General features: G+C 65.5%; 27 protein-coding genes. 5 read left to right on the top strand and 22 right to left on the bottom strand.

The annotated features are described in order from the left end of the window. Position 1: 1 nt before the first annotated feature. From ABZ909_RS34755 to ABZ909_RS34735, 5 genes are all read left to right on the top strand, one after another. Positions 2–1,036, top strand: coding sequence for a hypothetical protein (locus ABZ909_RS34755; RefSeq protein ID WP_357008411.1), 1,035 nt, complete (start codon positions 2–4; stop codon positions 1,034–1,036). 1 nt (position 1,037) lies between these two features. Then, positions 1,038–2,024, top strand: a complete 987-nt coding sequence (galE, locus tag ABZ909_RS34750) for a UDP-glucose 4-epimerase GalE (protein ID WP_357008408.1) — start codon at positions 1,038–1,040, stop codon at positions 2,022–2,024. Continuing rightward, positions 2,021–2,845: a class I SAM-dependent methyltransferase gene (locus ABZ909_RS34745; RefSeq protein ID WP_357008406.1), complete on the top strand. Its 825-nt coding sequence runs from the start codon at positions 2,021–2,023 to the stop codon at positions 2,843–2,845. The genes galE and ABZ909_RS34745 overlap by 4 nt, the downstream gene beginning before the upstream one ends. Positions 2,846–2,914: 69 nt before the next feature. Continuing rightward, complete coding sequence (locus tag ABZ909_RS34740) at positions 2,915–4,195, top strand: hypothetical protein (RefSeq protein WP_357008404.1); 1,281 nt, start codon at positions 2,915–2,917, stop codon at positions 4,193–4,195. Further along, positions 4,192–5,088, top strand: coding sequence for an aminoglycoside phosphotransferase family protein (locus tag ABZ909_RS34735; RefSeq protein ID WP_357008401.1), 897 nt, complete (start codon positions 4,192–4,194; stop codon positions 5,086–5,088). The genes ABZ909_RS34740 and ABZ909_RS34735 overlap by 4 nt, the downstream gene beginning before the upstream one ends. A gap of 119 nt (positions 5,089–5,207) precedes the next feature. Here the strand turns inward: ABZ909_RS34735 and ABZ909_RS34730 are convergent, their stop codons facing one another. The 22 genes from ABZ909_RS34730 to ABZ909_RS34625 all read right to left on the bottom strand — a co-directional run bounded on the left by ABZ909_RS34730 (position 5,208) and on the right by ABZ909_RS34625 (position 26,902). Then, positions 5,208–6,107 carry a DUF4913 domain-containing protein gene (locus tag ABZ909_RS34730; RefSeq protein WP_357008398.1) on the bottom strand — a complete coding sequence of 300 codons (900 nt, stop codon included), beginning with the start codon at positions 6,105–6,107 and terminating at the stop codon, positions 5,208–5,210. Continuing rightward, on the bottom strand, positions 6,104–7,954 hold the full coding sequence (locus ABZ909_RS34725; RefSeq protein ID WP_357008395.1) for a TraM recognition domain-containing protein: 1,851 nt from the start codon (positions 7,952–7,954) through the stop codon (positions 6,104–6,106). Before ABZ909_RS34725 ends, ABZ909_RS34730 begins: the two co-directional genes overlap by 4 nt. 64 nt (positions 7,955–8,018) lie before the next feature. After that, positions 8,019–9,311: a hypothetical protein gene (locus ABZ909_RS34720; RefSeq protein ID WP_357008392.1), complete on the bottom strand. Its 1,293-nt coding sequence runs from the start codon at positions 9,309–9,311 to the stop codon at positions 8,019–8,021. Continuing rightward, positions 9,308–10,150 carry a hypothetical protein gene (locus tag ABZ909_RS34715; RefSeq protein ID WP_357008389.1) on the bottom strand — a complete coding sequence of 281 codons (843 nt, stop codon included), beginning with the start codon at positions 10,148–10,150 and terminating at the stop codon, positions 9,308–9,310. Before ABZ909_RS34715 ends, ABZ909_RS34720 begins: the two co-directional genes overlap by 4 nt. Positions 10,151–10,415: 265 nt before the next feature. Continuing rightward, positions 10,416–11,345: a hypothetical protein gene (locus ABZ909_RS34710; RefSeq protein WP_357008388.1), complete on the bottom strand. Its 930-nt coding sequence runs from the start codon at positions 11,343–11,345 to the stop codon at positions 10,416–10,418. Positions 11,346–11,403: 58 nt separating this feature from the next. After that, positions 11,404–12,339, bottom strand: a complete 936-nt coding sequence (locus ABZ909_RS34705) for a hypothetical protein (protein WP_357008385.1) — start codon at positions 12,337–12,339, stop codon at positions 11,404–11,406. A 43-nt stretch (positions 12,340–12,382) separates the two neighbouring features. Next, on the bottom strand, positions 12,383–13,288 hold the full coding sequence (locus ABZ909_RS34700) for a hypothetical protein (protein WP_357008382.1): 906 nt from the start codon (positions 13,286–13,288) through the stop codon (positions 12,383–12,385). A 75-nt stretch (positions 13,289–13,363) separates the two neighbouring features. After that, positions 13,364–14,335, bottom strand: a complete 972-nt coding sequence (locus ABZ909_RS34695; protein WP_357008379.1) for a hypothetical protein — start codon at positions 14,333–14,335, stop codon at positions 13,364–13,366. Further along, positions 14,332–15,216: a hypothetical protein gene (locus ABZ909_RS34690; protein ID WP_357008377.1), complete on the bottom strand. Its 885-nt coding sequence runs from the start codon at positions 15,214–15,216 to the stop codon at positions 14,332–14,334. Before ABZ909_RS34690 ends, ABZ909_RS34695 begins: the two co-directional genes overlap by 4 nt. A 67-nt stretch (positions 15,217–15,283) precedes the next feature. Next, positions 15,284–16,267: a hypothetical protein gene (locus ABZ909_RS34685; RefSeq protein ID WP_357008375.1), complete on the bottom strand. Its 984-nt coding sequence runs from the start codon at positions 16,265–16,267 to the stop codon at positions 15,284–15,286. Beyond that, complete coding sequence (locus ABZ909_RS34680; RefSeq protein ID WP_357008373.1) at positions 16,264–16,830, bottom strand: hypothetical protein; 567 nt, start codon at positions 16,828–16,830, stop codon at positions 16,264–16,266. The genes ABZ909_RS34685 and ABZ909_RS34680 overlap by 4 nt, the downstream gene beginning before the upstream one ends. Then, positions 16,827–17,243, bottom strand: coding sequence for a hypothetical protein (locus tag ABZ909_RS34675; protein WP_357008371.1), 417 nt, complete (start codon positions 17,241–17,243; stop codon positions 16,827–16,829). The genes ABZ909_RS34680 and ABZ909_RS34675 overlap by 4 nt, the downstream gene beginning before the upstream one ends. 125 nt (positions 17,244–17,368) lie before the next feature. Next, positions 17,369–18,487, bottom strand: coding sequence for a C40 family peptidase (locus ABZ909_RS34670; protein ID WP_357008369.1), 1,119 nt, complete (start codon positions 18,485–18,487; stop codon positions 17,369–17,371). A 3-nt stretch (positions 18,488–18,490) separates the two neighbouring features. Next, entirely contained in the window at positions 18,491–20,272 is a 1,782-nt protein-coding gene (locus tag ABZ909_RS34665; protein ID WP_357008367.1) for a hypothetical protein, read from the bottom strand. Further along, positions 20,269–21,744, bottom strand: coding sequence for an SCO6880 family protein (locus ABZ909_RS34660; protein ID WP_357008365.1), 1,476 nt, complete (start codon positions 21,742–21,744; stop codon positions 20,269–20,271). Before ABZ909_RS34660 ends, ABZ909_RS34665 begins: the two co-directional genes overlap by 4 nt. Continuing rightward, positions 21,741–23,081, bottom strand: a complete 1,341-nt coding sequence (locus ABZ909_RS34655) for a hypothetical protein (protein ID WP_357008363.1) — start codon at positions 23,079–23,081, stop codon at positions 21,741–21,743. Before ABZ909_RS34655 ends, ABZ909_RS34660 begins: the two co-directional genes overlap by 4 nt. Before the next feature lie 107 nt (positions 23,082–23,188). Next, complete coding sequence (locus tag ABZ909_RS34650; protein ID WP_357008361.1) at positions 23,189–23,818, bottom strand: hypothetical protein; 630 nt, start codon at positions 23,816–23,818, stop codon at positions 23,189–23,191. A gap of 192 nt (positions 23,819–24,010) precedes the next feature. Beyond that, positions 24,011–24,649: a hypothetical protein gene (locus ABZ909_RS34645; RefSeq protein WP_357008358.1), complete on the bottom strand. Its 639-nt coding sequence runs from the start codon at positions 24,647–24,649 to the stop codon at positions 24,011–24,013. 19 nt (positions 24,650–24,668) lie between these two features. Further along, positions 24,669–24,905, bottom strand: coding sequence for a hypothetical protein (locus ABZ909_RS34640; protein WP_357008356.1), 237 nt, complete (start codon positions 24,903–24,905; stop codon positions 24,669–24,671). Next, the gene (locus tag ABZ909_RS34635) at positions 24,896–25,834 is read right to left on the bottom strand and encodes an alpha/beta hydrolase (protein ID WP_357008354.1); all 939 of its coding nucleotides are present in this window, start codon (positions 25,832–25,834) and stop codon (positions 24,896–24,898) included. The genes ABZ909_RS34640 and ABZ909_RS34635 overlap by 10 nt, the downstream gene beginning before the upstream one ends. A gap of 118 nt (positions 25,835–25,952) precedes the next feature. Beyond that, positions 25,953–26,243, bottom strand: coding sequence for a hypothetical protein (locus tag ABZ909_RS34630; RefSeq protein WP_357008351.1), 291 nt, complete (start codon positions 26,241–26,243; stop codon positions 25,953–25,955). Further along, the gene (locus tag ABZ909_RS34625; RefSeq protein ID WP_357008349.1) at positions 26,240–26,902 is read right to left on the bottom strand and encodes a hypothetical protein; all 663 of its coding nucleotides are present in this window, start codon (positions 26,900–26,902) and stop codon (positions 26,240–26,242) included. The genes ABZ909_RS34630 and ABZ909_RS34625 overlap by 4 nt, the downstream gene beginning before the upstream one ends. Position 26,903: the final 1 nt, after the last annotated feature.

Here is a 26,903-nt window from a genome sequence, read left to right as displayed (position 1 = left end):
CATGGACACCTACGCGCTGACCCGGCGGATCACCGCCAGCCTGCCCGGCCCCGACAACGCCGTCACCGCCGCCGCTGGCCGGGTCGCCGACTCGTTGTGTGTGTTCGGGCGGCTGGTGCCCTTCGACGACTGGCTGATCGTCGGCGGCTCCCTGGCCCGCGGGGAACCCAGCTTCGCCCGCACCGCCGACGGGCAACTGGAACTGCTCAGCGACATCGACCTGCTCTACGTGCATTCCGGTGACCATCCCTCGACGTCGATCCCGGAGTTGCAGGCGATGGCCGAAAAGCTCTTCCCCGCAGTCGAATTGATGACCATGCCGATTCGCGACTACCGGGCTTTGGCCACCTCGCTCGGGCACGACTTCAAAAATATCGGCGTCGCGTTGACCGATCGCGGTCTACCCCCACACGAACCAGTACACCTCGACGCACGCGACGCCTACGAGATTCTGCTCTACTACGTGATGGCCTGGTTCTGGAGCGGACTGTGCGAGGACTGGTTCGACAGCCGCTCGACCCGGGAGTTCCACCTGATCGTCAATCGGTTGTGCATGAAAGTCCTACGGGCGACGGCCATGGTTGACGGCGCATATCGTCACCACGACATGGCGTTGATGCCCGAGCAGGTGGCCGAGCGGATGCGCGCCGAACTGGCCTGGCGCGCCAATCCACTTGGACCGCCCGCAGATCCCGGCCGGTTCTTCACCTACCTGCACGCGGCGTTCGACCGGTTCGACACCGCTTTCGGTCGTCCCCGCCCGGATGCGGTCGCGTTCAGCGCCTACTCCCAAACTCCCAGTGGCCATATCGTCGCCGACTATCAGCAAGCCGCCCAGCAGTTGGGGCGCGCGCTGGCACACACCTGGGTCACCACCGGCGACCGCACCGACGTGGCTAGCGTGGTACCCAGTATCTGGGCCCGGGTCACCGGCTGGACCGGCACCAACCCGCCACCCGGCCCCCAGCACTGGTTCTCCGAACACAAGAAGGCCATCCACGACCACCTCCTCGCCATGAAAGTGCAGGTCGCCTAACGTGAAGGTTCTGGTCACCGGCGGCGCCGGATACATCGGCGCCACCGTCACCCGCATGCTGCTCGACGCCGGACACCAGGTCGTCGTGGTCGACGACCTGTCCCGCAACGACGCCCGCCAAATCCCGACCGGAGCGACGTTCGTGCGCTGCCGCGTCCACGACATCGCCGAGATCCTCACCCCGACAGCCGGATTCGACGCTGTCCTGCACTTCGCCGGGCTCATCGCGGCTGGTGAGTCGATGCAGCACCCGCAATGGCACTGGGACAACAACACTCGAGCCTCCCTCGCCTTGCTCGATGCCATGCGCGAGGCCGGCGTCGCCCGGCTGGTGTTCTCCTCCACCGCTGCGGTCTACGGCGAACCCGCCGAACTGCCGCTCACCGAGGCCACCGCCACCAACCCCGTCAACACCTACGGCGACACCAAACTCGCCGTCGACCGCGCCATCGCCTCGCTGGCCCGTGCCGGGCAACTCGGTGCAATCAGCCTGCGCTACTTCAACGTTGCCGGAGCCCACGATTGCGGCGACGGCGTCATGATCGGCGAACGCCACGACCCCGAAACCCACCTCATCCCGCTCGCCCTCGACGCCGCCATGGGGCGTCGCGAGAAGTTCCAGCTGTTCGGCGACGACTACCCCACTCGCGACGGCAGCTGCATCCGCGACTACATCCACATCAGCGACCTCGCCGAAGCCCACCTGCTCGCCCTGGGCGTCATCACCCCCGGCGAGCACCGCATCTACAACCTCGGCAACGGCCTGGGCTTCACCAACTTCGAAGTCGTCCAAGCCATCCGAGACGTCACCGGCCGCGCATTCGACGTCGAGATCGCACCCCGCCGCCCCGGAGACCCCGCCGCGCTCTACACCTCCTCCCAGCTGGCCCAGCACGAACTCGGCTGGACGCCGAGGCGCACCAACATCACCGACATCGTCACCGACGCCTGGGCATTCCACCGAACCTTCATCCAGGAGAAACCGTGACCACCCCGTCCTTGGCATCCGAGTACACCAGCCTGGACCCTTTGCAGGTCCGTATCGACACCCATCGGCGATTCTCCGAGATCACCGACGACGTCAACCAGGTTGTCGCTGAGGCCCTGCGCCTGGGCGGCGGCGAATATCTTGTCGATATAGGATGTGGCACAGGCGAATTCCTCGCCCACCTAATGCATCACGGACATCAGGGACCGCTGGCCGGCATCGACACCTCACCCGCGGCCGTCGCCGCTGCGGCCCAGGTGCCCGGAGTCGATGGCTTCCGCGGTGCGGCCGAGGATCTCCCGCTGGCCGACAGTGTGTGCGACGTGCTCACCGCACGGCACATGCTCTACCACCTCACTGATCCCATGCGCGCCCTTCGAGAATTCCGTCGCGTCACCAAGCCGGGCGGCACCGTCTGCGTTGTGGTCAATCACCCCCGGACCTGCCAGCGGACCCACGACCTCGTCGCCGGGATCGCCGAACAATACGAGCTCACCGCCCCCGCGGGGATGATCAACGAGGACGTCAACTCCGACACCGTGCCCGACATGATGACCGAAGTGTTCGGCAATGCCGCCGTCCACCGCATGGACAACGCCCTGATCTTCCCGACCCCCGAGCCGGCCATCCGATTCGCCGAGTCGCTGTTCTCCTTCTGCGGCATCGCATCCGACCACCCGCAGTACACGCGAATCCGAGCCGACGTCGAGGCCAAGCTGGGTGGCTGGTTCCACGATAACCCCGGCCAGACCTGGCGAGATCCGAAGGGCTACACGGTCACCACCGCCATCCGCCCAGCGCCCAGCGAGACACTGCCATGAGGCCGGAAGGTCGATGATCGGACTGTTGCAATCCGGTGCTCCGCAAGGCATGATCTGACCAGCGTATTTGTGCGCCAACAAGATTGGACTGCAACAGATCTAACTGGCGATAGAAGGACCGGTGCCAGAGTTAAGGCACTGCGGCAGGCCTACGACGGGATGGGCCAGGAAGAGTTCGCGCACCGCGCCGGAGTGGGCCCTCGTAGCGTCGGCTACTGGGAACAGCGCCCCTCCGCAGTATTGAGCCCGCGAACCGCGAGCCTGATGGAGGCGATGCTGCGCAGGCTCGACGACAATCGCCGCCTGGTGTTCCACCAATCGCTGGCCCTCCATGATGCCTTCGGCGGCGATCACGCCGTGTCGGGTTGCGCAGCGGAGTCGATGGCCTTCGCCGAATGGGTCGCCAGCACCGATACCGGGCAGCTCACCATCGAGGCCTTGGCCACCCAGCTGTCGAGCATCGCGCGTCGTTTCGTGTATTCCCCGCCAGGACCGCTGTTGCTCGAGCTGCAAGCCGTCCGCAATCGGGTCGAGTCGCATTTGCGGGCCGGACCTGCACTGCGGCGCACCCGCGAACTACTTCTCCTGGGCGGCATCGCGGTCGAGTTACTGGCGCAGATCACCGACAACCTCGGCGACAGCGCCTCCGCGCTGCAACACGCCATGGCCGCCGAGCTGCTCGCCCGCGAAGCCGGCCACGATGGGCTGCGTGCGTGGGCGATCGGCACCAAGGCATTGATCGCCGAGTGGCACAACGATCCTGCCGCTGCACTGAAATGGACAAGCCAGGCTTCAGAGTGGGCACCGCAAGGTCACCCGCGGGTGCGCCTGGCCGCGCTGCAGGCCAGATGTGCGGCAAGGCTGGGACGAACCAGCGACACCCACGCCGCAATCCGGGCCGCTGTCCACGCCGCCGAGACCGCCGACACCGCCGACGAACTGACGCCCTTCGGCGGATCGTTGCGCTTTCCCGCCTCGAAACTCGCGTACTACATCGGCAGTAGCTACCGATTCATCCAGGAGTATTCCAGCGCTGAGCGGTGGGCATCCGAAGCCATCGCGGGGTACCTCGGCGGGCCTACCGAAGAGCGCTCCTACGGCGATGAAGCCATCGCCCGCACCGATGTCGCTGTCGCCCGCATAGCCTGCGGTGCTATCGACGGCGCGACCGAGATCCTGCAACCGGTATTCACGCTCGAGCCCGAGACACGCATCTACCCGATCGTCGACGGTCTGGCCCATGTTGGCACGATGTTGAAGGCCACCCACGACGTGACCGACAAACCCGCCCGCGCTCTGAGCCAGAAGATCGAAGTGTTCACCAAGACCAGACTCCCAGCACCGCAATGACCGGGACTATCAGCCTGCAGCCCATCCTCGACGACGCATGCCGACAGCTGGGCCTCAGCTCGACCGGCGCGCGGCTGCTGCATGCCCACTCCAATACCGTCTATCTGCTTCCTCGCGAGCAGGCGATCGCCCGGATCAGCGGCAACGACCACGCCGGCCTGGCTCCGCGCGCTTCACTCGCGATCACCAGATGGCTTGCACAACAGGGTGTTCCGGTGACCGAGCCGCTCATCGACAGGGCCGCCGACGTCGACGGCATGACGGTCACCATCTGGCACTACTATCCGCAATGCGGGCGTGATGCCCCGCCGGCTGGTGAGCTCGCGCGCATTCTTCGTACCTTGCACGCGCTGCCCGGCGAGATTCCATTCGCGTTGCGCGACTACATTCCGCTGCAAGGCCTGACCAACACCCTGCGCGACCCCCATGCGTCCAGCGCTCTCACCGACGACGAGCGAGGGTGGCTCGACCAGCAAACACGAGACCACATCACGGCCTACCATCGACTCCGCTCTCATCTCGGGCGTGGCTTGGTCCACGGCGACGCCTACCTCGGCAACACCCTTTGGGGACCAGACCGGCTGTTACTCGGCGACTGGGACGAAATCAGCATCGCGCCACGCGAACTCGACCTCGTCAATACATACCAGAGCGTCCGCTTCGGCGCCCTCGAAGAAGATGACCTCGACCAATTCTGCAACGCTTACGGGTGGGACGTACGAGGGTGGGAGGGTTTTGAAGCACTACGGAGCATGCGCGACCTACACACCCTCAACGGCTATGTGCGACGCGCAAGCCGCGGCGATCAGCGCGCAGCCCAGGAACTGAGGACCCGGATTCGCAGTCTCCGCGAACCCACCTCCAAGGACACACCGTGGCATGCCGTCGACTAAAGCGGCTGCCCTAGGCATCCACGGCGCACCCAAGCGGCACCGCGCGAGGCCGTCCACTATGTCCTCGCCGGGCCTCGGTCCGCGACCGTAAGTCGCAGTCAAACCGGGAGGTAGCTGCCCTATTCCGGGTCTGGAATCGATCCTGAAGCACGGAGAAGTCGGAAGTCCGGTCCGAATCCGAGCTCGTCGACTGCTGTGTGGCTACCGACGGTTCCGAACCATCCAGTCGGCACCTGAGCGGAGCTGAGTCCCGGCTGAGGGACGTGCCGGTCTGGAGTGCAGCGGTGCAGTGGTCCTTGCGCTGCGTCGAGGATGACCCGCATGTGGGGGTCGATGTGCGAGACGAACAGCGTGCTCATGGCCGTGCGGTCTTCTGTGACTCGGGCTGCTTCGAACACGGCGTGCAAGGCGGCGAATCGTACGGCAACGCCGTGGTGTGCCCACCATTGTCGGCACCAGGTGTATTGGCCTTCACGGTGATTCGCCGCCACCCGCACGGCGGTCACCGGTAGTAGCCATCGGTCGACGAAGGTGGAGTAGTGGGCGAAGCGCGGCGGTTTGGTCTTGCGCTCTTGGCCGTCGTCATTAGCGGACCGCGGACATCGTGGTGGTCCGAACCATCCGAGTGGGACCGGTTCCGCGGATAGTGATGGCAGTGCGGTGTGTTTGGTTCTGGTGCAGCGGTGCAGTGGGCCGTTGGCGGCGTCGAGGATGACGCGCATGTGTGCGTCGATGTGGCTGAGCAGGAAGGTGGAGATGGCGCCGCCGGATTGGCTTCGTCGTGAGGCTTCGAATGCGTTGTGTATGTGTGCGATTCGGACGGCGACGGGACGGTGCCGCCACCATTGCGCACACCAGGTGTAGGTCTGTTCACGGTTGGCTTCGGCCAGGCGGACGGTGACGAACGGGAACAGCCATTTCTCCCCGAAGGTGGCGAAGTCGGGATACGCGGGGGGCTTGGGAGCCTTCTTGCCGGATCCGCCCTGAGATGGAGCCGGACCGGACGATGTCGTGGTCACTGCTGAGTACCGCCTTCTCGTCCGTTCCCGCTGGGTGTTCGCGGCTGCTTCACCAGCGAAACGGTGGGCTCGAATTCGGCAAGGGAGGCGTTGACGATCGGCGCGAATTCTGGGTGGTCCCACCAGAAGATCTTGCGCACGAGTATCGGCTCGTGATTCGGCAGACGGACCAGGGCGCGATTCTTGGGCAGTGCACCGAGTTTGGCGACGTTGAGGATGGGTTCCGCGCGCCAGGAAACGGTGCGGTTGACTCCGCCGGGGCCGATGGAGCGAGAGCGGTCCGCGACGTCGTGCTCGTCGATCAACTTCGACCATTCGTCGAGGTAGCTGACCGAGGCGATGTTGCCGCCGTAGAGTTCGATCGATTGGGCACGCATCGTTTTCACCCCGTTCACACCCCACAGATCTTCACCTTGTTCGAGGACCTGGATGATCGTGACCAGGATGATCCCGCAGCCGCCGCAGTAGGTGTAATAGCTGGGCAGCTCACCGATACGGGCACAGTTGGCCGCCTCGTCGAGAACCGCAAGCAGCGGCACCGCCAACCGGCCGTCCAACCGCGAACGTGCCACGGCCAGAGCGGATTCGAGAATCTGCCCCACCAACGCGGCGGTCAACGGGCCCGCGGAGTCCGGGCCGGTCATCGACAGCGCGTAGAGCGTGTCGTTGCCGAGGACGAACTGGGCGGGTTTGAATTGCGGCAGTGCGTGGGTGGCCGGTTCGTGGGCGACGTCGATGATGATCTTGTCTTCGCCTTCGTACACGCTGAAGCGTTTACGTGAGGGTGGGGTGATCATGCGGGCGTAGTCGGCGTCGGACAGGACGTTGAGGAATCGTCTTCCCATGTCGTACAACCCATCTCGTTGTCGTGCGTAGAGGCTTTGCGCGTCGAGGATTCGTTGCGCGGGCCGGTGGTGGCCGTGGTGGCGCAGGATCAGCGCGGGTGTCTGGTCCTGGTCGCCGGAGAGCCATTCGGCGACGTGCAGCAGGTCGCCGTCGACGCAGGCTGCGGCGAAGGCGTACAGGGCGAGGAGTTCTTGCGCGCCGCCGTCGAAATAGCTGTCGACTTTCGCATTGGCTTGCTGTGCCGCAGACCCTGAGGAGCCGCTGACGAAGAAGGCCGCCAGCTTCCGCGCGGCGGGCAGATTGTTGACCTGGGCGAGCAGGTCGACCCAGAACTCGCATTCCGCGCGGCCGGTGACTGCTTGCAGATCGCACAGCCACACGCGGCCACGCTGCGCGCGCCCGAACCTGGTGTGCCGGTATAGATCCGGCTTGTTACTCGTAGCCAAAGCGGGCCCCCAGGCCGAAAGTAGTCCGGGGATGGCCCAGGCCATCGTCTTTCCCGTACGTTGACCGGCGGCGATGAACACACCCAATTCAGCGGGGACGAACAGGTCGATGTCGCCGAGTACGGTGCGTCCCAGCGGTGGGCCCGGGCGTAGCCGGATGTCGGCGGGTGCGTCCTTGAGGAGACGAGTCGCGGCGGCGCGGTTGTCTTGCGCCCGCGCGAGAGCGATATTGCGGGGTCGGGCCATTGTTTTCGCAGCCGAGTCGAGGCTGGCACGTGCGGGGAGCCGCTTGCGAATCGCAAGCGGACCGGCCGCCACACCACCGGCGAAAATGACAGCGATGCAGGTGGATTGCCACGGCCACGGCCGTCGTCCGAGAGCCAGCCCGAGCAGCGCGGCGACTGGATTGGCCGTCACAGGCAGTCCTGCCAGCCAGCTCCCGGCGCACAACGCGGCCCAGCCGAGCAGAGCGACGAGGACGGCAGCGAGGAACAGCAGCAGCAGCCATGCCTCTTCGCCGAGGCCACCGATATTGCGGCGACGAGTTTCCCTCACCGGCACGACACCACCGCCTTCTCACCTGCTGGCTGACCTGGAACTGTTTGGTGTGCAGTAGATTTCACGACTGAACTCCCAGATCGATCTGCGCATTCGCCGAAGCGGGCTGGTCTGGAGTGGACCCGGTTTCGGTCCAGATATCGGCGTCCGCGTCGGCAAGGACTGCGTCGATCGCTTCGACGATCCGAGCACCGCTTTCACTCGTCGGCTGGACGTGCGTATCGACGGAAGTTCTTCTGTCACTGGCTATTTCGATGCTCGACCGCGGTGAGGCGTCGACATCGGGTTGTGCGGGCTGGGTGGCGTATCGGCTGCGCAGGGTGGCGGCCTCGGCGCGGGCGCGGTCGCGTTCGTCGGACAGTTGCGCTATGCGGCCCAGACGCGGGTGGGACGGCTCGGTGCTCCAGTAGATGCCGTCTCGACCGAGGATGTAGGCGCGGTCGATATCAGGGGCGGGCACGCCGGCGCGCAGCGCGTCGCGGCGAGCTGAGGCCAGCCCGTCGCGCAAGGCTTCGAGTTTGGTGATGCGGGCTTGGTCGTCGTGTCCGTCGAAGGCGTCGGCCACCGTCGTGTGCTCGCACGCGAGATCCTGCACTTCACGCAGGAGCTCGGCTTGCCGTAGCTCCCACACCTCTGATTGCGCGTAGTTGTAGCTGATCGGTGCTTCGCGTACGTCGCGAGGCAACAGCATTCGGCGGGCGTCGCGGCCGGTATCGAGATCTCCAGCATTTTCTTCTGTTTCGAGCGCGGCGTCGGTGGCGGCGATGATGTCTCGGATGTGATCGAGACTGGTTACCGTCGAGGCAGCTGCGTTGTCCCGGGGCGCGCCGAGGGTGCGTTCCACGGCAGTGCGCGAATCAGCTTCGGTTCGGTCGCGGTGCGGCTGGTTCGCGAGGGTGCGGCCGGGCTCCAGGTTCGGGAATCGGTGGGCCGCGTCGAGGATCGAGTCAGAGGAGGCCATGTCGGTGCCGTGGCCAGTGATCGCGCGTGCTTGTTGCAGGCTGCGCCAGAGGGTGTCGTCGACGGTGAGGTCTCCGGCGTGGCGTGCGCGGGCGAGTTGGTCGAAATTGCGGCGTGCGAGGTCGGGTCGGACTTCCCATCCCATGACGGCGGCTTGCAGGGTCTCCCACATCCGCCGGTGTTCGGCTGATTGGTGATGTCCCCATCGCATGGCGAGTTCGTCTGCGCGCTGGGTCATTTCCGCGGTGTCGGCAGGCGTGTCGCCGAAGGGCGCGATTTCGCGCAACTGGTAGTACTTGGCGAAATCCGCGCGTAGTAGTCGTTCGCTGTGGTCTGCCGAGTCGGAATAGTAGGCGGGGTTGGCGTACCCGACCGGTTCGGTGATCCAGGTCATGGCTCGAGCTCGCCTTCTGGTGTGGCGGGGGGATGCTCTGTGAGCGGGGTGATGGGCGGGGATGGATCCTCGGCTATGGGTGGGTCGGCACCGGTCATGGCGACCTCGACCGCGGTGCCGATGTCGGCGCCTGTCTGCGGGCGGCCCTCGGCACGGTCAGATGCGTCGAGGGCGTCGACCACGGTGGCGGTAGCGAGCACGGTGTTGGCGTGACGCAACTTCGCCAGAGATTCCAGTTCGTGCACAGCCTCGGCGCGGCTGGTGATCCAGTGGTGGTCATCGACTTCGCCCAGTAGTTCGCGCAGTGAAACTTCCTGCTGGGAGACCGTGGCGCCGAGGGCATCGATGGCGGCCTCGGCGGTTTCCAGTCGCTGGGTGAGGTTTGCGATCAGTTCGGCTTGTTCTGCGTTGTGGTTGCCGAGGTGGTACAGCTCGTGGCTGAGGTCTTCGAGGCGGCCGAGCAGGCGGTGGGCGGGCTGTTGATCCCAGGCCAGGCCACTGCTGCCGATCTTGTCGGCGTTGTCGATGTCGGCGGAGTCGACGCCTGCCTGTGCGGCGTCGATGCGCGCGGCATGCAAATCCTCGGCGATCCCGTTGACGTACATCGCCCACCGAGGCCGTGGATCGCTGATGTCGAGATCGTTGGCGACGGCGTTGGCCATCCACGCCGCACGCAGGAACGCCGCGTTCTGGACGGCTTTGAGCTTCGAGGCCTGGATGGCGTCTATGTCGCCTGGCCCGAATCGGTGAGCGATCGCGCCGTCGCGCAAGGCTTGGGGCACATCGAATTTCGCGCCGTACAGGCGACGTATGGTCGGCCACAGGTCCTCTGGCGACATATTGCCGGAACCTGCGGCGTGTGCACGTGGCAGCGGGCTCGATCCGGACGAGTCAGGGCGTCTTTCCTGACCTGTCTCGGGATCGGGTGCTGAGTTGTCGAAGTATTTGTCGGACACCATGTTTCCGCCTTCGCGGTTGCGTGATGTCCCTCGCGGAATGGTTTCTGGTTGTTCTCACGATGGTCGGCGCCAGCGCCACCGTGAGCGGGATCTCCGGCGGTGACCCCTCATGCCGAGTTCAAGGTCACCAGGGTTCAGCGGCCGGTCAGGGCTCGGGTCCGGGGCTGGGTGATGGCTGGGTTACGGTGGTGTCGGAGGGGGGCGGTTCGGGTCCCCACTGCCACTCGGTGTCGGCCGGTGTCGCCACGTCGACGGCAATTTCAATGTCCCACTGCGCTGTCGGCGGGTCGAAGGGGTATACGCGCAGCGTCTGCGCGGCCTCGGTGATGAGCTGTTCAGGGGTGGGTGGACTGATAGCACCGTGTGCGTGTGGATGTTCGCCGTGGTAGTCCGCGTCCAGGTAGGGCGGGACGGTGTTGGCGGGGTTGGGTTGCGTGTATTGCCGCCACGCGAATTCGAGAGTGAGGTTGTCCCAGCTATTGACCGCCACGGCTGTCACCTGCTGCAGGTCCGCGTTTTCTGCTGCGCCCCAAAGCTTCTCGGCGTCAGCATGGGTGAGCTGCGCGGCGTCGGCGAGTGCGCGGACCCGTAGGTGCAGTAGTTGCATGTTGTGCTGGTATTCGGCTCTGGCGAACGGGGCTGTGCCGAACTCGTAGGAGCCTTCGGTTTCGCGGAGTTCTCGCGCGGCGGCTACGTAGGCCATGCGTTGCAGGTTCCACACGTCGACGCTGAGCATGTCGAGGTAGAACTGTTTGGCTTCACTCGCCGGTTGCTCGGACAGATCCGGTGGCGGCGTCGGGGAGTACTCAGCGCCGACGGTGCGGGCACGCTCGATCCAGGGTTGCGGGATCCCTGCCGACAACGCGATGCGTTCGGTCGCTTCACGCACAGCCGATAAGGCGTCGACATGATCGAGCCAATCCTTCGTGCCGTCGCCGTCGGTGCCGTCGTAGCCGGCGGCCCCGAGATCGTCGATACGTCGGAACTCTGCCGCGAGGTCATGCACGCGCTGCAGCAGATCGATCTTCCACCGCTCGATCGACTCTGTCGGCGGTTCAGGGTCGGGGGCGGTCATCGCGCCCTCCTCAACTCTCCGCGTGTGTTATGCACCAGGGCAATTCGACTCGCTGTGCTCATGGCTCCAGCTCACTGTCGGCGCGATGCTCGTTCTGCGGACCTGACGTTGCAGGGAACGGATGGCTGTCAGCCGACCAGTCGACCGAGAGTTCCTCGGGCAGAGCGGCTTCGACCGCCGCGCTGATCGCGGCGCTCTCAGCGCCGTCCGAGAAGTCGGGGTTGGCGACGGCGGTGTGGGCTTCGCTCAGCATTTGGCGTGGTGGCATCGGCATGTCCGGTAGCGGGATGTCGGGGCCGTGTTCACCGGCGCGGGCCAGCCGACTCAGCGACTTGCGTGCCGCGGTCGCGATGGCCGGATCGCCGTGTCCGCGCCAGCGGGTGTGTAGTTCTCCGAGGTCCTTGTCGGTGAGGTAGTGCCCGACGCGCTGCTGCCAGTCCTGCGGTGTCACAGCCCACAAGACGGTCCGTTCCCTGGCGCTCATGCCGATCGACTCGGCAGTGCGTCCGGCGCGCATCCACAGCGCAGCCATGTTGCGGTGAAGCTGTTGCGTCACCGCCTGTTCCATGGCCGAGACCAGTTCATCGACAGGTTTGCTGTGCAAGTAGGCGGCGTGGACAGCGGCCATGTCCTTGAGCTGTTCGACATCCTCGGCAACTCGTCGAATGGTGCGACGCTGTGCACGGGGGGCTGGATCGGGCAACGACTGATCATCGCGCCAGGGGTATCCGCGCTGGCCCAGGGTTCGGACTCGATCGATCCATTCCGCAGGGACGCCTGCGGCGCGAGCCTTGATCTCGGTCAGGTCCCTGTCACGATCGATAGCGTTGATCTCGGTGATCGCCTCTACCGATGTTCGTGCGTCGCCGCTGGTTTCGTACATCTGCTGCAGCAATTGACCGCTCTGCAACGCCAACCCTTGGATGCGTTGAAGGAGCGCGACCTGATCCGGTGGGATGTTTCGTGCGCCTGCCGCGCGGTGTGGCTCGGTCACTACGACCCGCTCCTTTCGCCCACGCGCCGAGGGGCACAGCCGTTCACGGCTCGACCTCGGCAGACGGATCTGTGTGCGCCAGCGAATTGCTCGATACGTCAGGGGATTCGGTGGACCACGCCAGTTGGACCGCGGTGGGCAGCGCCGCGTCGACGGCGGTGTCGATCGTGTGCGCGAGGGCGGCATCGTCGGTGACGTCGAGCGCGGTGGAGATCTGCTCGTACATCGCCCGTGGTGAGGGGATGGGTTCAGGGGCGAAGGCGTCGGCGGGATGGATGCCGAGTGCGCGCAGGTCTCGGTGCGCTTCGTCGGCGAGCCCGGGCCAGGCGTAGACACGCCAGCGTTCTTCGAGTCCCTGCGTGTCGTAGGTGTCCACGGTGGCGGCCAGGACCCGCTGCCATGCGGTGGTGTCGGTGGCCCACATGCCCGCGTATTCCTCGGCGGTCAGCGAGATCGCGTGCGAGACCGCGGTGGCGCGCATCCACACTGCGGCCATGTTGCGTTCGAATTGGGCGGCTGCTTCGGAATCCGTTCCCGCGCCGATGGTGCTGGGATGCAGCGCCCCGACCATGTGGAGGGCGGCCATGTGCTGCAGTTGCCAGGTATCGGCCACGACACCGTCGATCATCTTCTCGCGGACAGGGTTTCCGAATCGCGCATCGGAATGCACGCGAAATCCCCTATTCCCCAGCAGCCGGGCGTCATCGATGTGTTCTTGGGCGATCCCGATCGCCTTGGCGTGGGTTTCGACTTCCTCGCGGGCATCAGCCAGCAGGTGTAGCTGGGTGCGCCAGGCCAGCAATGGGGCGTCCTCTCCCCCGGTACCGATCTGACATCCCTGCTGGAGAACACGGGCGCGATCGGCGGCCAGGTTCTGTATTCGCTCGAGTAGGCGTAGCCGCCAGGCAGGCTCACCTGCCATCGCGGTCGGCGGATTCGGTTCGGTCATTCACTGCTCTCCTGCTCGTATCGGCTTGCTGTGCAATGGCTTTGTTCGCCCTGCGGTCGCGGGCAGTTCCCGGATTCAGGGTTCGGGACCTGCTGTGTCGAGTAGCGCGGGCGAATACTCGCCCGGCTGTTTGGCGATGTCGTCGAGTCCGGAGGCTGTGGGTTCCTGGCCGATGAGCGAGGCCGCGGCAACCGCCTCGGCAATCGCTTCCCCGTTCCCTGCGTCGATTTGGACCGCTGATGCGGGCGTGTCGTCCGCGAGGCGCTCGGTGGGATGCTCCAGGCTGCGGTGGGCGGCCCCGACGAGGTCGACAAGAGTGGAATAGGGCGGCACGATCGGGTGCTGCTCGGCGACCGGCAGCTCGGCCAGCAGCCGTACGCGTTCTGCCTCGAACGGTCCGGACAGGTTGAGGTCTCGGTCACGCCAGTCGGCGAGTTCGCGGTGATCCCAGGCCCGTACCGTCGCGACGGAGGTGTAGGCCCATTTGGCGCTCGTCGGCCAGATCTGTTCTCGCTCGGCTGCGGTGGGATTGAGCAGCGACCCGATCCCGGAGATGCGTTTCCAGAACGCGTCCATGAAGTCGTTCAATGCTCCGACGGGCCAGAGCCGCTGCCCGTTCGCGTCGAAGATCTTGCCCGTAGCGGAGACTGCGAGCGCGAGACGTAGAGTTTGGGCCTCGGCACTCACGTTCTCGATCAGTGCACGGCGGTCGACGGGTTCGGCGTTCGGCCAATATTTCTGTACGTCGTGCCAGGTAATGGATTGTTCGCCTTTGCTGCGGACGTGGGTGATCCAGTTCTCGGGCACTCCACCAGCTCGCGCGATAGCCTCCAGTTCCCGGCCCCGCTCGTTGTGGCGCTGGTAGACGGCGTAGAAGGAGTCAGGCGCGATGGTGCCGGTGATCTCGCCGACTCTCCGGTGTGCTTCGAGCATGTCCGTGCACTGTTTTGCGGTGTTCTGAATTTCGCGCAGCATCACCTTGTGCGCAGCGCTCGGCGCAGTGAGTTGCATTGGCTCGGTGGGGATCTGGTCTAAGGTCTCACTCATGGCTCGATCCCTGGCGTTGTCTCGGTCGCAGGGGCATGCGTCGCGATGGTGTCGACATCGAGCGGCGTGTCCACCTCGATGGGAATTCCGGCGACCTCGATCGCTTCTCCGATCTGCGTGCCGGATGGCGAGTCGACGCCCGGCTCACGTGGGGTCGCTGACAGCCGAGTCCTGACCTCTTCGATCATGTGGGCCGGAGTCATGCGCTCCCACACACCGCTCTCCGGAGGCAGGCCGACGTCACCGAGCGCCTTGGCTTGCAGCGCAAGATCAGTCGTGTAGATCCCGGCGTACCCTCGCCACCGCTTCCCCAGTGCAGACGCATCGAGGTCGCGCACGGTCGCGGTTGCCACGTCCCAGGTGTGTTCGCCCCACAATCGATCGGCTTCCTCGGCCGAGATCGTCAGGACGCTGGCGATGGCACGGGCATGCTGGGCCAAGACCCGCAGCTTGCGGTCGAACAGTTGCGCGGTGCCGACCTCGGCGCGTGCCCCGATCTCGCCATAGGTCGCTGCTACAGCGGCCATGCCCTGCAGGTGCCGAACCTGCCCTTCGAGTTCGGCCAAGAATTGGTTTCGAGGGATCAGCACGGGCTCGCGCCAGTGCAGGTCGGCTCGCCATCGCATCCCGAGATCGCCGCGCTCTCGACATTGTTCGATCCATGCGTGCGGGATCGCCGCTGCGGCAGCGGCGTTTTCGAGTTGTTGACGCAGCAACGCGTGCCCGTGGAAGTCCTCGTACCAGGAATTGGGCCGCGCCTGGCCGGTCGTCTGCTCCTGGACGTTGGCTCGGTCCTGCATCAGCCGCGCCATCGCCGCCTGATTGTGGACGGCTTTGAGGACCTTCATCTGCATCCGGGTCGGTTTGCTCGGCCTGCTCATCGATTTCTCCTGACCGTCCACGCCCACTGGGACGGGACTCCGCCTTCGGACGGCGCATAGCGGCTGGTCATGGTTCGAGTCCTTGGTCCGGTGCGCTTGCGGATCCAGCCGTCGCCTCGGGTGTCGTGATCGGGGCGATGCCGGGGTCCTCCTCGACTTCGGCGTCGATGACGTCGGCCAGATCGATCGCTGCTTCGATCACGGTGCCGTCGACCGCTTCGGTTGCCGCAGTGCCGGTGTCGGATTGCGTGGCATGGTTGACGACGATGTAGAAGTTCAGTTCTTCGGTCAGGCCGCGGGTTGCCTGCCACACGGCGGGGGCCGTCCCAGGGCGCGGACCGAGATCCTCCGGCCCGGGGTCGGAGAGGTCGGAGGCGCTCATCCCGGTGTCCTCAGCGAGTCGCTCGTCGAACGCGTCGGCATGCGACTGGTGCGTATCGGAGAGGTCGGCCGTGCTGTGGGCGGCCGCGTAGGCGGCGGCCGAGCGCATTCCGGCGGCCTGGTCGGGGGCCTGGGAGTTGAGGGTTTCGGTGAATCCCGCTGCGCGACGGCGGATGTCGATGAGCAGCTTCTTGTATTCGACGTCGAGATCGTGGCGTTGTTCTTCACAGGCACCGCGGTTGATCAGGTTCTGGCGCTGGATTTGATGCAGGTCGTCTTTGTTCCCACGCTCGGCCGCAGCGTCGGCGGTGCGGCGGGCCAGGTCGGCGTCACCGCGTTCGATGATCCGTTCTTTGATCCGGCGTTCGAGCACGTGCAACTCTTCGGCGCGCTCGATCTGGCGGGCCTTGAAATCGGTTTCGAGCATGTGGAGTTCGGACTCATTGCTGGCGCGAGTCTGATAGCCGGCAGCCTTGAGATCGTGGATTTCGCGGTTCTGCTGCAGCCGGATCTCCGACTCCTCTGCTCGGCGTTCGAACTCGGCGGCCGAGCGCGATTCGGCACCGCGCCGTTGCAGCAGGTTCATCGTCATCGCCGCGGTTTGCATGGCCTGCACGAATCCGGTCCGGACCGCTTGCCCGCCCTCCTCGACCGGGTCGCCGCCGCTCACGTTCTCACCTCCAACGCCGAAACACGCCATGCCACTGAAGAATCCGGCCTCGTCGCTCGTACAAAGACCGTGAGCAGGATCGATGGGTCTCGGTTGTCGGGCTGAAGGGTGACTGCGGCGACTCGAGCGAAGATGACGTCGGTGTCGGGTGGGTGGTCGTCGGCTCCGAGGCGCGCGGTCGCGACGACTGAGACGCCCAAGTCTCGCCACCGCTGCCACTGCGGGCCGGTGATAGGTGCCAGGATGTGGGCGGTCGTGTCCGTGCGGGCAGCGAGCGCCGCAACCATCAGCGGCGTCGCCGACTGGAACGACGCGCCTTGGTCTGCCTGCTGATCGGGTCGATAGGTGAAAACTGTCTGCACTGCTGCGAGGGCAACCTGCGACGGCGAGCAGCCATCGATATGTTCGAAGGGGGGCACGAATTGCACAGCGCGACAATCAATCTTGGCGCTGCCATCGGATGTCCCGGGCTGAGCGCAGCCTTCGAGCATCGCTGCGGACAGGATCACAACCACCGCAACCGCTGCGTACAAGACCTGCTTTTCGGGGTGATCGCATGTCATAGCAGCCCCTGCGGGTTGCGGATCAAGGAACCGAGATCGCCGGTCCACCAGTCGATGAACTGGTCATCCGGGTGGGAAAGGGCTGGATTGGTGGTGGCGTCGACGACGAGGTCGAGTATCAGTCCGTTGCTGATCGCGGCAGTGGCGAGTTCCTCGCGCTCGAGACCTGACTGCGCCACGACCAGTCGCAGCGTGGCGACATCGGCACCCCACTCCTGCGGGGCGCGCGCCGCGATCCAAATCGCTTGTAGTGCTGCGACTTTCGCTGCGACAATCGCGGAGTCAATGATTAGGTCGGCATGGAACCTCGCGTGCCAGATGACTGTTCGGTCAGGCCGACACACCGTGAAGGTTCGCAGCGTCGCTGTCGACCACAGCATCAGTTGTGGTCCGCGGGCGGCCAGAAGGGCCATCTGCTCCTCGGGTGTCGTGTTCTTCCCCGACCGGACTCCCCGCGCGCCGACCTCGGATTGGCCGGGAGGCGGTTCGATGCCGTCGGAAGACTCCCTGCGCCCCGTAGGGGCTGTATCGGGTTCTGTCACAGGCTTTTCCCTACTTCGCTGGTGCCGGAGTCGGCGGGGATCGAATAGCGGCGAAGATCGAGACGGTCGCCGTTCCACAGCGGCGCGATCGTGACGGTCTGCCCACTCTGGGGGGCATGCAGGACGAGGTCCTGGCCTTGCTCGTTGCGTCCGTAATAGATCGCGACGTGATGGGAGGTGCTCTCGCCCGGGGAGGTGAAGAAGATCAGATCGCCGGGCTGGCGTTGTTCGAACGGGATCACCTTCCCGGCAGGGTCGTCTTGCTGGGCTTGGGTGAAATGCGGTAGCCGCAGTCGGCCGCCGGAGGCCTGGTAGAGCGCGTACAGAGTGAGTCCCGAACAGTCGAAGCCACCGTCGGTCGGCCCGTTCTGGTCCCCGCCGCCCCAGATGTAGGGGGTGCCGATCCACTTCTCGGCGGCCGCGATGATCGCGGCCCCGAAATCGCTTGTCGTCCCGGGCAGCAATGCACCGGCTCCGTTGGAGCCGCATCCGCTCGCCGGTTGACCCGCTTGGGCCGTGGACAACGGCGCAGGGTTTACGTCGGCGAACGTGGAGTACAGGCTTCGCACCAAATCCAGTTGTCCCGCATACGCATTGACCCGGGCTACCTCGATGTCTTGTGCCAGGTCGGCGGGCGCCATGTGGTCTCGGCCCGGGATGCGATCGGCTTGGTCGTAGAACCAATTGATCTGATAGACCGGGTTCATCAGGGTGGCGATGCCCACAGATCCCCACACGCTGGCACGCATCTGATGGGGGCCCACTGAATCGCCGTCGTATCCGAGCCCGTCTGAGCTGTAGTTCAGCGATTCGGGCACGGCGGGATTCGCCGGGTTCCGGAATGTGGATTCGGTGGCTTGCGCTGCGAGTTCGGCCAGGATCACCGTTTCGGGTTCGCCGCGTTGTTTCCCGATCACGACCCCGTTGCGGGCCAGCTGTAGTTGCCCTTCGGTCAGTCCGTCGACTTGCACACCCGTGGAGCCCTGTAACCCACTGCCCGACAAGGACGTCGCGCACGATGAGATTGGTGTGGCCCCGATCATCACCAGGAACAACACGATCAGGAGCAGCGAGAGCGAAAACGCGCCCGCCACCGCTGTTTTCGACAGATTCACGGGTCACCGCCTTGTCTCCCCGCCGTCGGAGGCTGCCGCAGTACCGTGGGCGCCGCGCATCGCAGGTGCGCGGAAGTCGTCGTGATCGCTCTGCGTTGTGGTAGTGAGGTGGTCGAAGCGCCGATTGGTGTTGTGGATCTGCGACTCCCGCTCGGTCGGGGTGAAGGTCATGCGGAAGGCGATGCCCGGCTCGGCGGCTTCACCCGTTTTGAGCAGGTAGCAGCCTGTGCCCGGGGGTGTTTCGCGGATCGGTGAGCCATCGAGGCCGTCATCGGTCGGCGGCCTGGGTGCGGCCCAGGAGGTGACGAGTAGCTTCTCGGTCTCGGTGATCGAGACCGTGGCGCGGATGCGTTCGATTTCGTCCGGGCCGACGGGGCCGATGATCTTGGCGCGGGCGCGTTCGAAGAAGCCGAGCGCCTTCATGGTGGCGAGGTCTTTGATGGTGTGACTGCACATGACCAGCCAGCACGCCAAGACCCGGTTGAGCCGAGTCAAAGCGTCGACTCGGTCGACCATGTATTCTCCGACGCCCAGGACCCGCCAGATCTCGTCCATGACGACCCCGAAGGTGCGGGGAGGGGCGAGTCCGGCATCGGCGAGGGCGTGCGCGGCGGCGACCGCCCCGAAGCCTTCGCTCCAACAAGTCATCAGGACCGCGGCGAGGAGTTTGGTGTCTCCCTCTGGGATGCGTGAGACGTCTACGCACACTGCGGGGCTGTGTAGGTCGATGGGTGTGCTGGTGTGTCGGTCGAAGATCTCGCCCCAGGGTCCTTCGATCAGAGCGCGCAGCGAACGTCGCAGCATTTTCGTGCTGGCCCGATAGGAGGGGTTGTCGTCTTCTTCGGCGAACTGGCGCAGTTGATCGGCACCGTTGGAGATCACGGCCAGCAGATCCGACAGCAGCGGTGGACTGTCTGGCGTGAATCCTCCTGCTGGGCTGTAGAGTTCGCGCAGGCTGGCCGCGATGAGCGTCTCTTCGTAGTCGGCGATGCGTGAGCCGCGGACCAACTCGATGAGCCCGGCGACGATGGTCACCTGCCCGGCTTCCACGCGTGCGGCGACGCGGCGACGCAGGTCGGGATCGGGGAGTTGATCGATCACCGAACCCAGCGCCCCCACGGCGAGGGGGTTGATACTGCCGTAGCCGTACCCCAGTTCGATGACCTGGCCGCCCAGTTTCTCGACCAGGTCGCGGTAGTCGGGCTTGGTGTCGCCCATGCACAGCACGGTCTCCCCCATGGCGACCGATCCGGTGACCAGCCGGCGGATCAGCGAGCTCTTGCCGAATCCGTTGAGCGCCAGGATGAAAGCAATTGGTGCGGTGATAAATCCGCGCAGGAACCAGCTCATCGGATCGAAGTGCACCGGAGCGCCGGTGATGTAGTGCGTGCCCACGGGGGTGCCGACCGTGGGTGCCGCGGCTCCGACCGAAAAGGGCCACAGGCCAGCGACTTGGACAGTGGTCGAGCGCCATTCGGGCATCGCCGGCACCACCGACGCTCGCCCACCACCCAGGCCCTGGTAGCCCCGGTCGGTCAGGGTCGCCCGCGGTAGGTGATAGTCGCTGTGGTGCTCGGCGTCGCTGCGGCGTTCGGCGTTCGCGCGCCGATGGTCATCAGACGACAGTGCCCACCGTGCGGTGAGCCCACGCACTCCGCGCTTTTGCGCGGCGGCTTCGGCTCGTTGCCGCGCTTCGGCTGTCAGGATCGCGATTCCGCCGACCTTGACCGTCCTCGGTGTGCGGGACGCGACCGAACGCGTATGGGGGCGACGTCGACCGGTCATGCCGATACCCGTTTGGAGATCGAGGTGTGCTCGGGCAGGATGAGCCCGATGCCGAGGCTGGCGGCGAAGGTTGCGGCCTGAGCGGCGTAGCAGCGACGCACACGCAGTCGTGCCGCAGCCGACATCGCTCGTACCGACGCTTCGATTCCTGGAAGGTCGCCGTCGAGGGCGTCGGTGATGGTGATAAGGGCACCGAAGCGAGTCAGGCCCGCACCTCGGGCTTGCTCTTGCCGGGCGGCGCGAGTGTTGTCCACGCGGATCGAGGCTGACGCGGACGCGATTCCGCGTTCGGTCTGCTCAGCGGCCAACGCGTCCTTGTAGTCGGAGTCGACGAGGTCGGCTGCCTCGGCGGCCGAGTGCAAGCGATAGATGACGGCGACCCGCTTGCGGGGTACGTCCAGGCGCGGGCGCAGCAGTTCTTCGAGACCGGTTTCGAGGATCGCGCCGCGTGGGGGTGCGTCCATTTCCCAGGTGATCGACCGGGCGCCGTCGTGGACGTAGTGGTCCCAACGGTCGGCATGCGCGATGGGGCCGACGCTGTCCCAGGATTGGGTGCGCAGTATGTCTCGTCCGGCCGCTTCGACATCGCGCTGGGAGGCTATGTCGTAGCGCGATCGCACCAAGCCCAGGACTTCCCACGCTTCCAGCGGTGTGGCGGGCAGGCCGGCACGGGCGAGTTGGGACAGCACGCCTTGCAGGCGTTGCCCGATCTCGCGGGCCTGTTCGGCGGTGTCGCGGCGGATGCGGCCCTTCCCGATTGCTCGGTAGGTGATCGCGATCCTGGCTTCGATGCGCACGCCGAGTCCGCCGATGTCGTTAGCGGCCTCGCGCATCACGGTTTTCGCGAACTCCGGCGCGTCGTTGCGCACCAGCCGGGCGACTTCGCGTCGCTGCTTGAGCCTGGTCTCGACGACGGTATCGACCACGGAGGTGACAGCGACGACTTCCCCGCCGCGCGATTGCGCGGCCAGGAACTGGCCGTAGTCCTCGACCCAGGCGTCGATCTGGGATTGGTCGACGAGCTCTTTGCCTCGCGGCAGCACTCGCAGGACCACGCTGTAGTGGTCGGTCCGGCGGACATGGATCAGCGCGAACCGCTTGCCACCGGGCGTTTCGTACTCCGAAAGCCTCGAATCTGCCAGCAGACCAGGCAATTTCGCCAAACCCGGAATCCGCGAGAACCTCCCCGCACGATATTCCAGCTCGCCACGCGCCCGCGCCATCGCGTACTGATAGCGCAGCACGACGGTCTCCCAGCCGGTCCTACCGCCAATGGTGACAGCCAATGGAGCGAACATGGTTGCACTGCAACCGATTACGATGCCCGTCAGCGACAGCGAGTGGCTGAACATGAAGGTCAGCATCACCACAATCACCAATCCGAGGCCGACCATACTTACGCCCCAGGTCAGCCCGAAAAAGCCTGCCGAGCGCGGCTTTTCCCATCTCCCGTACATGCGTGCGGATGTCATCGCCGTACCTCCAAGGGACTCGGCGCGTCCACATCCCACCCAGCCTCCGTTGCATCCCGGAACTTGTCATCGACCGCCGAAGCAACTTGCTGCCCAGCTTGTTTCGCCCCTTCTGCAGCAGCCATCACTGCTCCGGCGGGGCCCGCCGCAGCTGCCGCGCCGCCGGCGGCCGCTGCCCCGCCGCTCTCCCTGGCTGCCGCGGCCTGGCCACTGCTGGAGGCTCCGGATCCGCCGCTTCCGCTTGGTGGCCCTCCCGATCCGGATCCGCCACCGGAGCCACCGGAATCGCCCGTTCCACCGGACATCGGACGTCCGCCGCCACCACCTCCGCCGGGCGAAGGTCCGTCGCCCGCACCCCCGCCGGGTTTCGACCCACCGCCCGTGTCGTTGTCTCCTTCGGAGACCTTGCGTGCGTTGGATCCCCCGCCGCCGATCGATCCCATCGCGACACCGAACGCACCACCCGCGAGCGCCGCCGCCGCACCTCCCCCGCCCCCCAGTGTCGACACCGCTGGCGCGACCAATCGCATCAGCGCGGGCAGCACAATCGGTACCGCCAGCAGCAGAAGCAGGCCCAACAGTACGAGCTGGGCGTCTTGTTGATCACTGCTCTTGGTGCCGGCCGCGGTAAACGCAATGGCGTAGACGAGCGCACCGACCGGTTTCCACAGCACGAACGCCAACGCCCACGACAGCATTCGCTTATAGGCCTGTGAACCAGGGCCCGTACCGGCCGCCGAGGCCGCAAGCGGAAACGCGGCGACCACCAAGATCAGCACGGCCTGCCTCACGACCAGCATCACCAACTGCGCGAGCATGCTGATCACGCCAAAGATCCCAAGCAACAGCAAAAGCGCCGACCCTAGCCCGCCATTGTGTCGAAGGTCGAAGTCCACCAACCGTGAGACAGCGCTGTTGAGGTCACCCCTCGTTGCGTCGAAAATCACCCAATTGCTGAAAGCGTCACCGGCTTTGGTGCCCATCGTGATCAACGCCGAGAACATCATCGAGGCGAAAACTGCACGAGCAAAGACGAGAAAGCTCTCCTGCGCTTCGCCCGCCACGCCGCCTCGTTTGGCCATGGCAAGCCGGGCAGCACCGAAGAGAATGCCCGCGATCATCAGCAGCACTTGCAGGCCGCCGGTATAGCCCTGAATCGAGGTAAGCACCGGGCCGGGGTCACCGGCAGTGGAGGCCAATTGCGGCGAAGGTAGGCTGACCCACCAGGTCATCGCCATCCGGAGTGCATTGCCGAACGCCTCTCCGAACATGTTGGCAATGTTGTCCAGGACCGAGCTCCCCGCAGATCCCACGGCCTTTTCGCCGAGATTCTTCAACTGGCACACCGCTCCCACGACATTCGGTAGGTTGCACAGGATCTGTCCTGGGGAGTCATGCAAAGGACCGGGCTCAGCGCTCGGGTATGCGAGGAGAATCGGGCCGCTCATAGCGGAATTCCCTTCCAGGAACCGAAATCTGCGAGTGAGCTGACCGGAACTGCGGATGCCCAGAGAGATTCGATGTCATCGGGAACCCGCACTCGCCAGTCACCATCGCTCCACGCCATTGGCCAGTTCGCGTACGCCCATCCACCGGTCGCGCGAACGGCGATCTGTACCACAGCAAAATCTGGCCGATACCCCGTGAGCACCCGGATCCCTTCGGGTACGACAACATAGGTCGCGGCGTTGAGCGTCTCGAGGCGGCTACTGGCGATGCGATCGATCAGGGCCGCACCGCCGCCGAGGAACCGCTGTTGTACAACACTGCGCCACAGTTCTTCTGGCGCGGACAAGGCTCGCGCGATCGCGTCGCACGCGGACAGGGCAGCGCCCTGCGGGGTGTCGGCAAACCCTGAAGCCACTCCTGCCGCAATGGTGGTGGGTCCGTCGCTGCCGGAGATCGGCAGCGCCGCGCCTCCCCATCCGCGCTGCCACTGCATTCGAGCAGGAGCCGCGGTGAGGTAGTCGGGCCGATTCGGGTTCGGCCGCAGCATCGGCTCCTGTGGAAGGGGGACGCCGGCCAGATCACCTGGAGTTTCGAGCCTGTTGCCGAAGATGTCGGTGGTGGGCACGCGAGACGAACTGGAATCTGTCGTCGTGCTTGCCGTCGGGGTTGCGAGTTTCGCGGCAGGTGTCGACCCACCGTCGGAATTGCCGTGGTATCGAATTGCGGCGAGAACAGTGAGAGTGATGATCAGGACCGTGATTCCGATGGGCAGCACGGGTCCGGGACGTCGAAGGCTCATGATCGGCGCGTCCTCATCTCATGGAAGCGGTAGCGGAATGAGATTGGAAGGCAAGGCGGTCACCGTTTGCACAGGCGATGATTGAAGGTGGCCGGGAAGCAGTAACTTCCAGTCACCGTCTTGCCAAATGACAATTGCGGCGTTCCGAGTGAGCGACTGATCGGACTGGATCGTGAAAATGGCGATCTCGGCCCGATCCGCGGCGTAGATCACGACGCGGTATCCAGCGATCCTCGGGGCGCTGGCAGTAATGGGGTCGGTAATGGAGATCTGCGATCGAGCGATCGCCCAGGCGTCACGACCGGGTCCCGCCGCGAGCATCCGCTGACCGATCAGCGCCCATTCACTATCAGTCGCAACAGATATCCGAACTGTCGCGTTGATCGCGGCCAAAGCGGCACCGACGGGACTTCGATCGAATCCGCTCACCACAGCGCCGCTATTGTCTCGCGGACCCTGATCCGCGACGGGCAACGAAATGCCCTGAAATACAGTCGCTTTCAGGTTGCTCGGCTGAGCATCGATGTTCGCGGTCGTGGCGGTTCCGGGCGCGGGATCAGTGCTGTGGTGACTGCACCCGGCCAGCAGGATGGTCGACCCGAGCAGACCCGCGCTGAGGGTGAGTTTGCCTATGACCGTCGAGGGTGAATAGCGCATTTCTCGCTCCTTATGAGCGTCAGTGGGTCGGGTAGATCGCGGCTGCGATGCCGCTGGCGGAGCCGACCAGGACTGCGGCCAGGAGAGATCCGGCTAGTCCTTCGGTGGCTTCTTCTCGGTAGATGCGAATCCCGAGCAGGCCAGCGAGAAAGATCGTGCGCGCGATGCACAGCAGCAGCACGATCCAGGCGAGCCATCCCAGCATCGGACTGAGGTATTGCGTGACCTGTGGCGGAAGGGATTTCGCTAGCACCACGGTTCGTCTCCTGCTGCGGTGGCGGCGCGTTCGGCTTGGGCGAGGGTTTCGTCGATTGCGTTGCGTTCGACGGATTCGAGGGCATGCACGATCACGTCTGCGGCCCGGCCAGGCTCTGCGTGCGGGAGGCTGTGGCCCGCGCCGGGCACCAGTTCGTAGTCGGCCCAGATGCGTTCTGCCAGCCGAACAGATTGGGCTGGTGGGACTACCCGATCGCGCTCGCCTGCGATCACGAAGGTCGGAATACCGCGAAGCAGTGCGGCCGCGTCAGCGTCGAGAGTGAACTCGCCGTAGGCGGCGAGCACATCGGCCAGGACCCGCGGGTCGCCGCGGCGTGCGCCGCAGACCAGTGGCGCCCGTGAGCCCAGACGTCGACTCAAAGCGCGGAAGCGGTGTTCGAGGAAGGCAATGATCGCGACAGCCACGGCATCGAGGCGGGTTCGCCTGAACCGCTGCACCCGGCGTGGCAGCTCGCGGTAATGCGCAGCGAGAGAGGGGAATTCGGGGAATTCTCCGCCGCCGCTGAAAATGACCAACGCGGACAGGGCCGAGGCTTGGGTCGGGTGGTGTTGTGCGTACGCGGCCGCGACCAGTGACCCGGCCGAGTGGGTAACAAGGACGACCTCGCCGCTGGCGTGCGCGAGTACCGCGTCGAGGTCATCGACCAGATGACGTAGCGTGGTGGCGGTGTGGCGGTCGGGTCGACCGGAGATGCCGTGGCCGCGCTGGTCGTAGGCGATCTGGGTGATGTTGTCACCGAGACGGCGGTGCACGTGTTCGGCGACCGGCGACCAGTAGCTGCCGTCACTCAAGAGGCCGTGGACGTAAACGACGGTCTTGGCCGCGTTAGGTGCGCCGAGCCGGGTGGCGGCGAGTTCGAGATCGTCGGTGGACTGGACGCTCAATACACTGGGGTCGAGCAGGGTCATAGTGCTGATTCCTCGAAGCTCGGGGCGAAGGGATACCTCTCGGCCGAGACGGCGATACACGCGTTAGTCGGTGCCGATATCGAAAGGCGTTCGCGGGCCGTGGATTTCGCCAGGGATGTCATTGCGCGCTCGTGATCTGCGTCATGATCGTTCCTGCGCTGGTGGCGATGATTCCGCCGACGAGTGCACCGAGAACGATCTTGGGGGCTTCGACCGCACCGCCGTGCCAGCGTTCCCACGCGAATTTGCCGCCGGCGTAGATGAGCGCAGCAATTCCCGCGAGCATCACGAACCACGACAACCAATTGACAATTTTGATCAGGCCGTTGGCACCGGGTGGTTGCTCGGGAGTGATGTGGACCTGCTGAGCCAGTATCTCGACGGCGGACAGCATCAGTGGCAACGTCATTGAAGCTCCCCGGAGAAGTCACGGTCGGTTTTCGGACGAGTGGCGGCGATCCGCGCGGTGATCGCTGTCCCCGCTCGGTGCACATCGATGGGCACCGCGCTGCTCAGGTCTGCGCGTCGGGATGGCGGGGGATCGTTCGGCGTGAATTGCGCCAGCTGGGCGAGGTCACAGACGAGGAGCTCGTCGTGCCATTGGATCGACCAGATCGCCTCGTCCACCAGATCGGCGACGATGCGCCGATAGCGGCGAACCGCTGCGGGGACGCGCCCAGGACGGACCGGGGTCAGCACCAGTCCGAGGACGATGACACCCGAGGGAGCCAGTCCGGCATGCCATTCGCGAAGCCGGTCAGCGGCGGCGGTGAGTCCGGGAAGGCAGTCGCGTGCGGCGACGACTACCCGTTGTGTGGTCTGCGGGGAGGCGGGCCAGGCCAGTCCGGTATCTACTGCGGGTGCCCACCAGTGCGCCAACGTGGTTGTGCCGGCGCCCCCGTGTGCTCCCTGCACGGCGAACAGAGGCGGGTAGGGGCCGGTCGTGGGCAGCGAGGTGGGACGAACCGGTGCTTGATGGTCCGGAGTCGGCGCGGTGATGGTATCTGGCTCGAAACGTCCCGGCTCGGTGCTGTCGGGGCGGTGGAGGTGAATGACGTTGGCGTGCATC

The organism is Nocardia sp. NPDC046763, from assembly GCF_040645495.1.
Lineage (GTDB): Bacteria > Actinomycetota > Actinomycetes > Mycobacteriales > Mycobacteriaceae > Nocardia.
Note: the sequence above shows the minus strand (reverse complement) of the source record. Positions and strands in the feature narration are given on the sequence as shown.

Bases quoted from the DNA above. Each gene is read 5' to 3' on its own strand.
- ABZ909_RS34755 (WP_357008411.1), top strand. From the start codon at position 2: ATGGACACCTACGCGCTGACCCGGCGGATCACCGCCAGCCTGCCCGGC.
- ABZ909_RS34665 (WP_357008367.1), bottom strand. From the start codon at position 20,272: ATGACCGGTCGACGTCGCCCCCATACGCGTTCGGTCGCGTCCCGCACA.
- ABZ909_RS34675 (WP_357008371.1), bottom strand. From the start codon at position 17,243: ATGGCCCTTCTGGCCGCCCGCGGACCACAACTGATGCTGTGGTCGACA.
- ABZ909_RS34735 (WP_357008401.1), top strand. From the start codon at position 4,192: ATGACCGGGACTATCAGCCTGCAGCCCATCCTCGACGACGCATGCCGA.
- ABZ909_RS34635 (WP_357008354.1), bottom strand. From the start codon at position 25,834: ATGACCCTGCTCGACCCCAGTGTATTGAGCGTCCAGTCCACCGACGAT.
- ABZ909_RS34715 (WP_357008389.1), bottom strand. From the start codon at position 10,150: ATGTCGCCAGAGGACCTGTGGCCGACCATACGTCGCCTGTACGGCGCG.
- ABZ909_RS34680 (WP_357008373.1), bottom strand. From the start codon at position 16,830: ATGACATGCGATCACCCCGAAAAGCAGGTCTTGTACGCAGCGGTTGCG.
- ABZ909_RS34690 (WP_357008377.1), bottom strand. From the start codon at position 15,216: ATGAGCAGGCCGAGCAAACCGACCCGGATGCAGATGAAGGTCCTCAAA.
- ABZ909_RS34695 (WP_357008379.1), bottom strand. From the start codon at position 14,335: ATGAGTGAGACCTTAGACCAGATCCCCACCGAGCCAATGCAACTCACT.
- ABZ909_RS34660 (WP_357008365.1), bottom strand. From the start codon at position 21,744: ATGACATCCGCACGCATGTACGGGAGATGGGAAAAGCCGCGCTCGGCA.
- ABZ909_RS34630 (WP_357008351.1), bottom strand. From the start codon at position 26,243: ATGACGTTGCCACTGATGCTGTCCGCCGTCGAGATACTGGCTCAGCAG.
- ABZ909_RS34710 (WP_357008388.1), bottom strand. From the start codon at position 11,345: ATGACCGCCCCCGACCCTGAACCGCCGACAGAGTCGATCGAGCGGTGG.
- ABZ909_RS34625 (WP_357008349.1), bottom strand. From the start codon at position 26,902: ATGCACGCCAACGTCATTCACCTCCACCGCCCCGACAGCACCGAGCCG.
- ABZ909_RS34645 (WP_357008358.1), bottom strand. From the start codon at position 24,649: ATGCGCTATTCACCCTCGACGGTCATAGGCAAACTCACCCTCAGCGCG.
- ABZ909_RS34700 (WP_357008382.1), bottom strand. From the start codon at position 13,288: ATGACCGAACCGAATCCGCCGACCGCGATGGCAGGTGAGCCTGCCTGG.
- ABZ909_RS34720 (WP_357008392.1), bottom strand. From the start codon at position 9,311: ATGACCTGGATCACCGAACCGGTCGGGTACGCCAACCCCGCCTACTAT.